General features: G+C 50.5%; 12 protein-coding genes, 1 rRNA gene and 2 pseudogenes. 13 read left to right on the plus strand and 2 right to left on the minus strand.

Going from position 1 to position 12,103, the window contains the following annotated elements; genetic code table 11:
- Positions 1-99: ribosomal RNA gene (gene rrf / locus SD71_RS16360) — 5S ribosomal RNA — on the plus strand; the annotation flags it as partial.
- A gap of 366 nt (positions 100-465) precedes the next feature.
- Here rrf and SD71_RS16365 read toward each other — a convergent pair.
- Complete coding sequence (locus SD71_RS16365) at positions 466-993, minus strand: hypothetical protein (RefSeq protein WP_041065507.1); 528 nt, start codon at positions 991-993, stop codon at positions 466-468.
- A gap of 158 nt (positions 994-1,151) precedes the next feature.
- Here SD71_RS16365 and SD71_RS16370 point away from each other — a divergent pair, with 158 nt between their 5' ends.
- From SD71_RS16370 to rsmI, 11 genes and pseudogenes are all read left to right on the plus strand, one after another.
- Entirely contained in the window at positions 1,152-1,337 is a 186-nt protein-coding gene (locus SD71_RS16370; protein ID WP_041065509.1) for a sigma factor G inhibitor Gin, read from the plus strand.
- A 129-nt stretch (positions 1,338-1,466) separates the two neighbouring features.
- Positions 1,467-2,942, plus strand: a complete 1,476-nt coding sequence (locus tag SD71_RS16375) for an aminotransferase class I/II-fold pyridoxal phosphate-dependent enzyme (RefSeq protein WP_041065511.1) — start codon at positions 1,467-1,469, stop codon at positions 2,940-2,942.
- Positions 2,943-2,966: 24 nt separating this feature from the next.
- A complete protein-coding gene (gene wsfD, locus SD71_RS16380; protein WP_052476333.1) occupies positions 2,967-4,436 on the plus strand; it encodes a glycan biosynthesis hexose transferase WsfD in 1,470 nt (489 codons plus the stop codon).
- A gap of 16 nt (positions 4,437-4,452) precedes the next feature.
- Positions 4,453-5,085: a dTMP kinase gene (tmk, locus tag SD71_RS16385; protein WP_041065512.1), complete on the plus strand. Its 633-nt coding sequence runs from the start codon at positions 4,453-4,455 to the stop codon at positions 5,083-5,085.
- Between the two features lie 93 nt (positions 5,086-5,178).
- On the plus strand, positions 5,179-5,508 hold the full coding sequence (locus SD71_RS16390; protein ID WP_041065514.1) for a cyclic-di-AMP receptor: 330 nt from the start codon (positions 5,179-5,181) through the stop codon (positions 5,506-5,508).
- 21 nt (positions 5,509-5,529) lie between these two features.
- A pseudogene (locus SD71_RS16395) lies at positions 5,530-5,974 on the plus strand (YaaR family protein).
- 72 nt (positions 5,975-6,046) lie between these two features.
- Positions 6,047-7,024 (plus strand): DNA polymerase III subunit delta', encoded by a 978-nt coding sequence (holB, locus tag SD71_RS16400; protein WP_041065516.1) that lies wholly within the window; start codon positions 6,047-6,049, stop codon positions 7,022-7,024.
- A 2-nt stretch (positions 7,025-7,026) separates the two neighbouring features.
- The gene (locus SD71_RS16405) at positions 7,027-7,827 is read left to right on the plus strand and encodes a PSP1 domain-containing protein (protein WP_041065518.1); all 801 of its coding nucleotides are present in this window, start codon (positions 7,027-7,029) and stop codon (positions 7,825-7,827) included.
- 43 nt (positions 7,828-7,870) lie between these two features.
- Entirely contained in the window at positions 7,871-8,233 is a 363-nt protein-coding gene (locus tag SD71_RS16410) for an initiation-control protein YabA (RefSeq protein ID WP_041065520.1), read from the plus strand.
- A gap of 165 nt (positions 8,234-8,398) precedes the next feature.
- Positions 8,399-9,196, plus strand: a complete 798-nt coding sequence (locus tag SD71_RS16415; RefSeq protein ID WP_052476334.1) for a tRNA1(Val) (adenine(37)-N6)-methyltransferase — start codon at positions 8,399-8,401, stop codon at positions 9,194-9,196.
- Positions 9,193-10,108, plus strand: a pseudogene (gene rsmI / locus SD71_RS16420) (16S rRNA (cytidine(1402)-2'-O)-methyltransferase). The gene SD71_RS16415 and the pseudogene rsmI overlap by 4 nt, the downstream one beginning before the upstream one ends.
- 121 nt (positions 10,109-10,229) lie before the next feature.
- Here rsmI and SD71_RS16425 read toward each other — a convergent pair.
- Positions 10,230-10,484 carry an AbrB/MazE/SpoVT family DNA-binding domain-containing protein gene (locus tag SD71_RS16425; protein ID WP_041065522.1) on the minus strand — a complete coding sequence of 85 codons (255 nt, stop codon included), beginning with the start codon at positions 10,482-10,484 and terminating at the stop codon, positions 10,230-10,232.
- A 316-nt stretch (positions 10,485-10,800) separates the two neighbouring features.
- On the opposite strand from SD71_RS16425, the gene SD71_RS16430 reads away from it, so the two are divergent.
- Entirely contained in the window at positions 10,801-12,093 is a 1,293-nt protein-coding gene (locus SD71_RS16430) for an HD domain-containing protein (RefSeq protein ID WP_041065524.1), read from the plus strand.
- Positions 12,094-12,103 lie beyond the last annotated feature (10 nt).

Here is a 12,103-nt window from a genome sequence, read left to right on the forward strand (position 1 = left end):
GGGGTTCCACGCGTTCCCATACCGAACACGACCGTTAAGACCTCCAGCGCCGATGGTACTTGGACCGCAGGGTCCTGGGAGAGTAGGACGTTGCCGGGCAAAAAGCAAAGACACCTTCATCTGAGGTGTCTTTTTCATTACGTCTCAAATTAACGGGCCTGACACCCGCTACTTGAATACATATTCACAAAATCTGCCTGCTTACGCACCACAGTCCCGCTATATGTTCAAAAGCATCGCGTCGGTATCCTCACAGCTCCGATTAACGGGCCTGACGCCCGCTATTTGTATACATATTCGCAAAAACCGCCTGCTAACGGACCCCAGGCCAACTATTTCTTCAAAAGTATCGCGTCCGCACCCTCGCAGCTTCGAATAACGGGCCTGCAGTCCGCTACTTGCATACATACTCGCATACCGCCTGCTAACGTGCCCCAGGACCGCTAAGCGCGGCAAAAAGCTACTTTACTGGTGATAATAAGATACCTCGTGATACTCCAGCCGAATAATTCCGTCTCCCCGTTCGCGCCGCAGTGACCAAAGCAGACGGAAACGCGGGTTTAAAAGCCATAAATGCCAGTAGAGCAGGGCAATTACTAATGAAGAATGAGCCCATGGATAGAACAAACCCGTGACACAGCAGCCGATAAGGAATAAATGAAAGTGCATCCTCCGGAAAACAGAAAGCTGCGTATCCATCACCGGGAGAGGGCCGATCCACGGCCAATCCAGTCGGAATGCCCATTTTTTCTCGGCCAGCGCATCCACCCTACGTACGGTTATCTTCACAACAAAAGCATGCGTGAGTATTGTTATAATGAGCGCAAGCCCGCTATACAGCAATCCGATCCAGCCATATACAGCTGTGAGCGCTGCTGCAACCAGTACCGCCGCAGCCATGTAACTATATTTCCTTTCCGGACGAAGCGATATTTTCCGGATCAGTTTATAATGATAGAAAGTGGGGTCACGAACCAAGGAGTCGGCAGCCATAGTAAACCTCCATGAATGAAAGGGTTCTCTACTTCATACTATCGGCTTAAATCTTATCGAAATTTATGTTTTTCAGATTCATGATCGCTATGAATACGTATACTTTCATAGAATTCGGGCAAACTAAATGGCATCAATAGAGAAAGGCAGGGATTTTCATGGAAGAGAACCGGCAGAAAACCTGCATTATTTGTAACGAGGAGAAAGAGGAAGGAATCACTGTCATAACGGAATTTATTTGCACATCATGCGAATCTGAAATGGTTCAAACGAAAGTGGAAGACGATCGCTATCCTTTTTTCGTACGTCAATTGAAGCAATTGTGGGTTCGTTTTAACGCATAAAGTTGATAGACGGCACAAGCGCTGGAACCGCCTAAGGGTTCCCGCGCTTTTTTTGATACAATGGAAATATAAAAATAGTAACGCGATGGGCCGACACAGACGCTTTGCTCAGTAGGGGGAACGAGTTTCATGTCAGACAAAAACAAGGCACCGCTCTATGAGGCGCTTGTCGTTCATGCCCGGCGTAAAACCGGTGCCTTTCATGTACCCGGACACAAACAGCGCGCAGCATGGGGAAACGAGGGCGAGAACGCGTTTTATGAACAATTGCTTGCCCTTGATGTGACGGAGCTGTCCGATACAGATGACCTGCACCACCCGCAAGGGCCTATTGCAGAAGCCCAGAAGCTGGCTGCGATGTGCTTCGGTGCGGAGGAGACGCAGTTTCTTGTCGGAGGCAGCACGGCGGGCAATTTAGCCATGATATTGGGAGTATGCGGACCCGGCGATTTGCTGCTCGTTCAACGCAACGTTCATAAGTCAATCATTCATGGCTTGATGCTTGCGGGTGTGCGTGCGGTTATGCTGCCCCCTGAAATAGATGCAGTATCCGGACTCGCGTTGTCACTTCATCCACAGCTGGTCGAGTCTGCGCTCGCACAGTACAGCGATGCTAAGGCACTCATCATCTCAACGCCGAACTATTATGGGCTGATGAGAAGTATAGAGCCGCTTGCCGGTCTCGCTCATCAGTATGGAATACCCTTGTTAGTAGATGAAGCGCATGGTCCGCATTTCGGATTCCATCCGCATTTTCCTAAATCTGCTCTGCAGGCGGGTGCGGATATCGTGGTACAATCGACACATAAAATGCTTTCGGCCATGACAATGGGCGCGATGCTTCATATGCAAGGGAAACTGATCGATCGGGCATCCGTTAGACAAGCACTACAAATGGTGCAGAGCTCAAGCCCTTCTTTTCCGATTCTAGCATCCTTGGATCTGGCTCGCAGGCAGCTTCATACACAAGGTGCTAAGACTTTCGTTGTTGCTCTAGCAGGTGTCGAACGAGTAAGCAGCACCCTGATGGATACCCCATTCAGGGCGTTAGGCTACGGGAACTACGCCGGCTCTGCCATTCAGTATGACCCTTTGAAAATGGTTCTGTTCGATGAAACAGGCACGCTGGATGGGTTTGAGCTTCGCGACCGGCTTGAGCAGCGCAAGTGTGTTGCTGAAATGGCGGATGCCCGATATGTCGTAATGGCGTTCGGGACGGGCTCTAGCGTCGAAGACGGGGAGATGCTGGCATCCGCATTACACGATATCGGCCAAGAAATTAGATCCAATTCAGATCTAATAACGTCCAAGTCACCCAAGGATTCAGCTGTTGATTTGTCTACAGCTGAACCGATCAGCTTACCTGAGCCTGTCACTTTTCAGAGAAACATGCCGACTCTTAGATCCATACCGCTGGAAGATTGCGCGGGCTTCATCGCAGGAGAGTGGGTTATTCCATATCCGCCGGGCATTCCGCTCCTGTACCCTGGAGAATCGATCACCCAAACGGCAGTCGAACAATTGAAGCAATGGCGGCAAAAAAGCGCGCATATCCAAGGTGCTAATGACTCCTCATTACAGCAATTACAAGTCTACGAACGCTAATTCTACACACAAAAGGTGAAATAAATGTTTGACCTGAAAAAAGATATCCGAAAGCTTGTCGCCTGGATTACAGGAATCGCAGCGGCAGCGCTGATTATATATCTCATCATGCTTCCACCTGTCTTGGGGGTAGCAGATAACGGGGATTTTGGCAGGCTTTTTAGTGTCACGGGCCTGTCTCATCTTGATCCCAATGAGAACAGTAAAGATCGATTTTATGCTTATTCACATCAACATTTCGGATATGGCGGTTACATGTGGGGCGATTACTTCTCGACACAAATCTTTTTGGTCGCGGCGGCTGGCTTGATCGGGCGCCTGTTCAACTTTCAGGTGTTTGATATACGCGTGTTGGGAGCCTTGTACACTGCTCTATTCCTATTGGCGATCATACTGTTCGTGCGATTCTCTCCCAAAGCCGCGACACGTTCCGCTACCCTTTTCGTATCGGCCGTTATTGCGGTCTGTTTGCTATTCGTCTTCGGAGATTTAGGCTATATCGTTTATTTTCAATCCTTTTTCGGAGAACCGTATGCGCTCATTGGGCTGCTGCTGACAGTCGCATCTGCATTAGCGCTGCTGTCGCACGAGAAACCATCAGGCAAGCTGCTCGCTCTATTCGTAGGCGCAGCGGTCGCCGTAGCTACGTCCAAAATACAGAATGCGCCGCTGGGTTTCGCTTTTGCGCTGCTTACTTGGCGAATGTTAACGCTGCGGCCGGATGCTCGGTGGAGGCGCCAAGTGTGGATTGGAGCAGGCATACTCCTGTTGACGTCCGCTTTAATGATTGTTGCGGCACCGGACCGGCTCAAACATGCGAACTTATACCAATCGATTTTTTACGGTGTGTTGAAGGATTCTCCCGATGTGGCCGGCGACATGAAAGAACTCGGTATTCCCGAGAAATACGCGGTTCTTGCCGGAACGAATTATTTTCAAAAAGATACGCCCATCCGGCAGAAGGATCCTATGCTCAGACAGGAAGTGCTGGAGAAGCTCAGCCACAAAGATATCGCTTTATTTTATCTGAAGCATCCTGGGCGGTTCATTCATAAATTGGAGAGAGCGGCCGACAACGCCATGTTTATTAGACCTAATTACCTGGGTAATTACGATCAATCCGCAGGTAAGCCTCCGGGAGCCAAATCTGACAGTTTCAGCGTTTGGAGCAAGTGGAAGGTTGAGAGCATGCCTCATAGCCTGGCCTGGTTCCTTGGTTTCTACGCAATTTACTTTGTTCTTCTTGGTGTCATATGGTGGCGTAATTCGTCAAAAAGAGTGCGTCTAGGCGCGGAAACGCTGGCAGCGGTCGGATTGGCGGGGGCGTTCGCTTGTGTTGTTCCCTTAATCGGTGACGGGGAGGCGGATTTGGGCAAGCATTTGTTTATGTTTAATGTATGCTTTGATATGATGGTCATAAGCGTTGTCGCGGGAATGTCCTATGGGCTTGCGAAACTCGCATCGCTTGCAAAGCGCCGTCAGGCGTCAAGTTGAAAGGGGAAGGCTGGCATTGCGAGGCGGAACATTCATCACGGTCGAGGGCGGAGACGGCTCCGGCAAAACAACTTTGATTCATTCGTTGGCTCTGAAGCTGCAACAAACAGGGCATGAAGTATTAATCACCCGGGAGCCCGGAGGAAGCCCGATTGCCGAAGCGATAAGAGCTGTTATTCTGAGTAAGGAAAATACCGCGATGGATGCGCGAACCGAAGCGCTTCTTTACGCGGCGGCACGCAGACAGCATTTGGCGGAGAAGGTTTTTCCCGCTTTACAGCGGGGAGTCGACGTTCTGTGTGACCGATTTGTCGACAGCAGCCTTGTATACCAAGGGTATGGCCGGGGGCTCGGACTTGATGCGGTATGGGACATTAACCGGTTTGCGACGGAAGGCTGTATGCCGGATTTAACGATTTATCTGGACTTGGATCCGGAGATCGGACTGAAACGGATACAGAATAATCGCGATCGGGAAATGGATCGTCTGGATCTGGAGAGCCTGGCATTTCATCGCCGCGTGCGTGAAGCCTACTTGCTTGTGGCGGAACAGTTCAAGGAGCGTATTGTAACGATAGACGCATCTGTATCCAAAGAGGAGATTGCGGCCCAAGCTTGGACACTTGTGGAAGGTAAACTGAAACTTTGACGATTTTCCGACCCGGTTAAAGGATTTTCGAGCGAAAGTGTCCAATTTATAAGTATAAAGACAGACCCAAACTTAATGAGGAGGGCCTGAACAATGAAATTACTAATAGCAGTCATCCAAGATAAAGACAGTAACCGATTGTCGAATGCTCTGATCAAGGAAGGTTTTCGTGCAACGAAGCTGGCCAGTACCGGAGGTTTCTTGCGCGCCGGGAACACGACGTTCCTGATCGGGATTGAGGATGACAGGGTGCAGGCCGCGCTCGACGTCATCCGCTCGAATTGTAAAGTGCGCGATCAGCTGGTTACGCCGGTGTCCCCTGTAAGCGGCGCCGCAGACTCTTACATTCCGTTCCCGGTAGAGGTACAGGTAGGCGGGGCGGCGGTATTCGTATTGCCGGTCGAAAGGTTCGAACATTTTTAAGCAGCCGGGTGGTGAATGGAATTGAAAATCCAGCCGGGTTTCTACCCCGTAAACAAGTCTCTTCAGCGGTGGGGAAACGTCTGCACGCCCAGTTCAGTCGCAAAGTTTCGGAGATTTGATGCAGCAGCAGGAAGAGCAGCGCACGCATGAAGAGCTTCAGCGAAAGCTGGAGGATATCCGGCTCCAAGGAGACCGCCTTACCCGCTCAATGACCGTGCGTGAACTGGTGCTGTATCGTCAGATGGTGAAAGGATTTTTAGAAGACACCGTTCGCCGCGGCATCGGCTTGAAGGAAACGAAAGGCTGGGACCGCCGCGGCCGCGGAAAGCGCTACAAGCTGCTCGAAGAAGTGGACGCCATGCTTGTCGGTATGGGTGAGGAATTGCTCCACACTGAGCAAGGACGCTTGGATCTGCTGCAACGAGTCGGCGAGATTCGAGGCATTCTGATCAACTTGGTATTTTAAAGTGCAATGATCGTGTGCGCCGGCGTTCCGTCAGCAGGATTATTGTCACGGATTTACGGAGGAGCACGCTTCATGGGATTCGAACAAATCATTGGGCAGGAAAGAGCCAAGTCATTGCTCCAGACTGCCCTGCAAACACGCAAAATTGCCCACGCTTATTTGTTCGCAGGACCGAGCGGTTCCGGCCGCAGGGAAATGGCGGGCATCTTCGCCCAAGCCCTGTTCTGCGAACGAGGCGGGAATGACGCTTGCGGCGAGTGTTTGGAATGCCGCAAAGTCGAGCATGGCAACCATCCTGACTTTCATATGATTGAACCGGATGGCGCCGCGGTTAAAATAGAACAGATTCGTTCGCTGCAGCGGGAATTGTCTTACCGCACCGCAGGAACGGGCTATAAAGTATATATTATCGAAGGTGCGGAGACGATGACGGTGCAGGCGGCTAACAGCCTGCTTAAATTTTTGGAAGAGCCGCCTTCGCCGGTTGTAGCCATACTCATAGCGCCAAGCGCACAAGCTGTGCTGCCTACGATATTATCCCGCACCCAGCTCATCGCATTCGTACCGGGAGACCGACAGGCGACGGAGAAAGCGCTGATCGCGGAAGGCAAGCCGCCGCTGCTGGCGCGTGCTGCAGTGAATCTGGCATCCGGGTTGAACTCCAGCCGCTTGTTAGTAGAGCAAAATTGGTTTGCAGATATCCGAAACGTAGTGATACAATTAGGGAAGGAGAGTCCGTCCCGGTTCTCTGCTAGTCTGCTTATCGCGCAGCAGCAGATTTTTAAAACGGATCTCTCGGAACATGTCGAAATTTTGCTGCAGATGTTAGCTTTGTATTATAGAGATATGATTTATGTCATGACCGGCCGGCAGGAACAGATGGTGTTTCCCGATCAGGCTGAATGGATCTCCAAGCACGCGTGGAGCCGATCCATAGATGATTGGGTAGCGGTAATGGAGTCCGCACTGACGGCGGCAAGGCGAATTAAGGCTCATGTGCCGGCACAGCTGGCATTGGAGCAATTTTTGTTGAACGTTCGGGAGGGGTAGTATTGTACGATGTGGTCGGAGTCCGCTTCAAAAAGGCGGGCAAAATCTATTATTTCGATCCGGCCGAGCATCCGGTATCCAAAGATGAGCATGTCATCGTGGAAACGGCACGCGGCGTCGAATACGGCAAAGTTGTCGTCGGCCCGAAGACGGTTGGAGAATCCGATGTTGTTCTGCCCTTGAAGAAAGTCATTCGGGTGGCCGGAGATACGGACGCGAAAGCGGTTGAAGAGAACCGCGGAGCGGCGAAGAATGCATTCACTGTCGGACTGCAAAAGATCAAGGACCACGCGCTCAAGATGAAGCTCGTGGACGTGGAATACACGTTTGACCGGAACAAAATCATCTTTTATTTTACGGCCGAAGGGCGCGTTGATTTCCGTGAGCTGGTGAAAGATTTGGCCGGCGTATTCCGGACCCGCATTGAATTGCGGCAAATCGGCGTGAGAGACGAGGCCAAGATGCTCGGCGGCATAGGACCGTGCGGACGCGTACTTTGTTGTTCCACATGGCTCGGCGACTTCGAACCGGTCTCCATCAAGATGGCCAAGGACCAGAACCTGTCGCTGAATCCTACGAAAATATCCGGATTATGCGGACGCCTTATGTGCTGTTTGAAATACGAGCATGACAATTACGAGAGTGCCAAGGAAGAGCTGCCTGCGGTCGGCCGCACGGTTGTAACCTCTATGGGCGAAGGCAAAGTCGTAGGGCTGAATATAGGCAGCCGAAGCGTACACGTCCAGTTGTTCGACCTCGGCAAAGTGAAAGAGCTGCCATTTGACGACGTCGTCCTCAAATGAAGAATTCGACACATCCCTGATGCCTTGAGGTGGATAGTTGTTCATGAAAGACATTTTCCTTCGCATGGATGAACTGGAATCGCATATGGGAACGCTCCATTCGAATTTCGGGGAGCTTAAGCTTAAGATCAAAGAGCTGTTGGAAGAAAATCAGCGGTTACGTATCGAAAATGAGCAGCTGAGAAAAGTGCTGAAGCGGGGAGCAGAGCCTGCCGAACTCCAACATACGGCAGATGAACCGGCTGCCGTCAAGGGAGACAAGCTTCCAGGCGCCATGGGCGTCGGGGAAGGTTATGATAATTTAGCCAGACTGTATCACGAAGGCTTTCACATTTGTAATGTATATTACGGCCATTTGCGAATGGAAGGCGATTGCCTGTTCTGTTTATCCTTTTTAAGCAAGTGATATTCCTTTAACGCGTGAAGAACACGCCGTCTTTTCCCCAGGGAAAGGACGGCTTTTTTTAGTAACTGGGAAACGCTAATAAAAACTTGGCATACAGCGGCGAATCGAGTAAGCTAGGGTGCGTGGAACGTGAAAGATTGCATAGGGATGGAGGCTGGCAAAGTCATGGATGACGCCGACCAAGCTGGCGCTGAGGTACTGCAGCCGGGTGAAAGGCTGGACGATTTACTTACGAAGAATTTAAAAATCATACAAAGCTCCGAAGTATTCAGCTTTTCATTGGATGCTGTTCTGCTGGCCCGCTTTGCGGGTGTGCCCCGGCATGGCAGGGTGCTCGATCTTTGTACGGGCAATGGTGTCATTCCACTGCTTCTCACTACGCGTACGACAGCGTCTATTGAAGGTGTTGAAATACAACCCCGGCTCGCCGATATGGCTAAGCGCAGTGTGCAGCTGAACGGTTTAGACAAGCGGGTTTCAATAATAGAGAACGATTTGCGCCTCTGGAACTTGGAGGGGGAATGGTACGATGCCATTACCGTTAACCCGCCGTACTTACCGGTACAGACCGGGGATCACAAGGAGAACCAATATCAAGCGATGGCGCGGCACGAATTGGGATGTACTTTGGAGGATGTGATCGCAGCATGCGCGCGCTCGATCCGCCCGGGCGGACGGGTGTCCATGGTTCACCGTCCTGCAAGACTGGCGGATATTATCGATTTAATGAGGCGGTACCGTCTGGAGCCCAAACGGCTCCGTTTCGTTCATCCTCGCAGTGCGGCAGAGGCTAACATGGTGTTAATAGAGGCATCACGGTACGGTAAACCTGAAATTCGACTGCTGCCGCCTTTAGTCGTATATGGACCGGACGGCGACTATACATCGGAGCTTCAGGACGTATTCTATGGACGGAACAGCCGGCTGGCGCACTCGGTTGGCGGAGAGGAGACATTACAGTGAACGACAAGACAGGCGGGGAACCGGCGGCCATACAGCGCAGTTTTACCCCGCGTGAAAAGCCTGGAACTTTGTATTTGGTTGCAACCCCGATAGGCAACTTGGAGGATATGACTTTCCGCGCGATTCGTACGCTCCGGGAAGTCGATCTGATCGCCGCGGAAGATACAAGACAAACAAGAAAGCTGCTGACACATTTTGAGATCCAGAACCGGCTGGTCAGCCACCACGAGCATAACGAACAGGCCAGCGCACCGGAATTGGTTCGGTTGCTGATCGAGGGGCGGAACATCGCGCTTGTAAGCGACGCCGGAATGCCCGCGATCTCAGATCCCGGGACAGAATTGGTTGCGGCCTCTATTGCCCAGGGGATTCCTGTCGTCCCGATCCCCGGAGCCAATGCCGCGCTGTCCGCCCTTGTCATCTCAGGACTTCCAACCGACAGATTTCTGTTTCTCGGGTTCCCGCCGCGGGATCGCAAAAGCTTGATTCGACTGCTCGACGGCGTGGAGAACGAGACGGCCACACTCATTTTCTATGAATCGCCGCACCGTTTAAAGAAAACCCTGGCTGTTGTTGCGGAACGCTGGGGCGGACGCGGCATTGCAATCGTGCGCGAATTGACCAAGCGTTATGAGGAGGCCGTGCGCGGAACGGTCCAGGCTTGTCTTGATTATGTAGAGGACAATCCTCCCTCGGGAATGCTGTATTGTGGTAGAAGGGAAACGAACATCAGCTGAGCAAAGTGGCGGGGAATTACGGGAAGGAGTCTGGTGGTCGCCTTTGACGATGCTGCAACATGTCGGGCATTACGAGCAGTTGGGCTTAAATCGCAAAGAAGCGATGAAGTCCGCTGCCGCCGATCGGGGGATTTCACGTCGAGATGTCTACCAAGAACTATTAGATGAAAAATAATAAAATTAAAAATAAATAAAAAAAGGCCTCCCGACAGGCATCTCGGGAGGGTTACAAGGAGTATAAAAAGGTTAGAATTAACATTTTTTCAGTTTACTTTTTTCATTATAACTTATTTTCTCTAATTTGTCACAGGTGTAGGTAAATCCTGCAAACATTCTCGACAAATGATTTTACCTTTAAAATATGTAACGTTCTCCGCGTTCCCGCAAAAGATGCATGCAGGCTCATATTTCTTCAGCATGATCCGTTCTCCGTCAACATAGATCTCCAGCGCATCCTTCTCACCTATGCCGAGCGTACGGCGCAATTCAATCGGGATGACAACGCGGCCCAGTTCATCAACCTTCCGCACGATTCCTGTGGATTTCATCATTTGGAAATTCCCCTCTCCTCGGGTTAAAATAAAACTGCGAATGGACGAATATGTCCGAGCTTGTCCTTTGTTGGCACAATTCGACAAAGTTCTCTGTTTTCCGGTTTCTATCGTACCAACCATTCCCAAATAAGTCAACATCGATTACAAGTTTCAAAGATGTATACAAACCTGGATTCCTGTTAAATCAAGGCATTGTCAGCAAGCATTCACGAAATATACACATTTACTAAGAGGAAAATCTTTAATAGAATAATCCGACATAATTCGACAAAAAATCAGAGAAATTGTCGAAATTTCTAACTGAGGTGATGCTGTGCTCACTAAATTGAGGGAAGAAAAGGTTTTTAAAGACCCGGTACATCATTCCATTTATGTGCAGGATGTTACGATCTGGAAGCTGATTAACACACCGGAGTTTCAGCGGCTTAGAAGGATACGCCAGTTAGGCACTTCTTATTTAACGTTCCATGGAGCAGAGCATAGCCGGTTTTCACACTCCCTGGGTGTCTATGAAATTACGCGCAAAATCATTTCCCGATTCGAGAGGAATGAGTATCCGGATTGGCCGAAAGATGAAAATTTATTAAGCTTATGCGCATCTTTGCTGCATGACATCGGGCATGGGCCTTTTTCGCATTCGCTCGAGCAGGTATTCCACACAGATCATGAACAATGGACGTGTGACATCATCTTGGGTGACACCGGTGTAAACCGCGTATTAAGAGAAGTGGACCCCGGCTTTCCCGACAAAGTAGCTTCAGTAATCTGCAAAACCTATCATAAACCGATCGTCGTAAGCTTGGTTTCGAGCCAAATGGACGCGGATCGAATGGATTATTTATTGCGGGATGCGCATTTTACGGGCGTCAACTACGGAACCTTCGATCTGGATCGCATCCTTAGGGTACTTCGACCGAACAAAGATCGGATCGTCGTAAAGGAAAGCGGCATGCATGCCGTCGAGGATTATTTGATGTCCCGCTACCAGATGTATTGGCAGGTTTATTTCCATCCGGTTACACGAAGTTCCGAAATTGTCCTTCGCCAAATATTCCGAAGAGCCCGTAAGCTCCATGACAGTGGCTTCGAGTTTAAATTCCTGCTTCCGCCGCTGCGTCAATTATTGGAAGGTTCGATGACCGTACATAGCTATCTGATGCTGGACGAGGCAATGGTGCAGACGGCGTTCGGCCAGTGGAAATTGGAGAAGGACGAGCTTCTCGCGGATTTATGCAGGCGGTTTTTGGAGCGTGACTTGTATAAATACATTCCTTTGGAACACGGAGAGGAAAGCTGGATCGAGGAACTGCGGCAACAGTGGGAACGGATCGGTTTAAATCCCGAATATGATCTGGAGGTGGATATCCCGACGGATCTGCCTTATGATGTGTACAAACCGGGTGCGCTGCCGGACAGCCGGGAGAAGCCGCCCATCCTGTTACTGGATGACAAAGAGCAGCTTACCGAGATCTCGCACAAATCTGAAATTATCCGCTCCATCGCCGGGTTGCAGCGCGGGAAATACTACATTTATTATCCCGAGTCAAAAGTGCTTCCGCACGCATTGAAATTAAGCGCGGCGATCCGTGAGAAACTCTATATATAATAGAAGGGAG

Origin of the sequence: Cohnella kolymensis (assembly GCF_000829465.1) — a bacterium.
In the GTDB taxonomy this organism is placed as follows: domain Bacteria; phylum Bacillota; class Bacilli; order Paenibacillales; family Paenibacillaceae; genus Cohnella; species Cohnella kolymensis.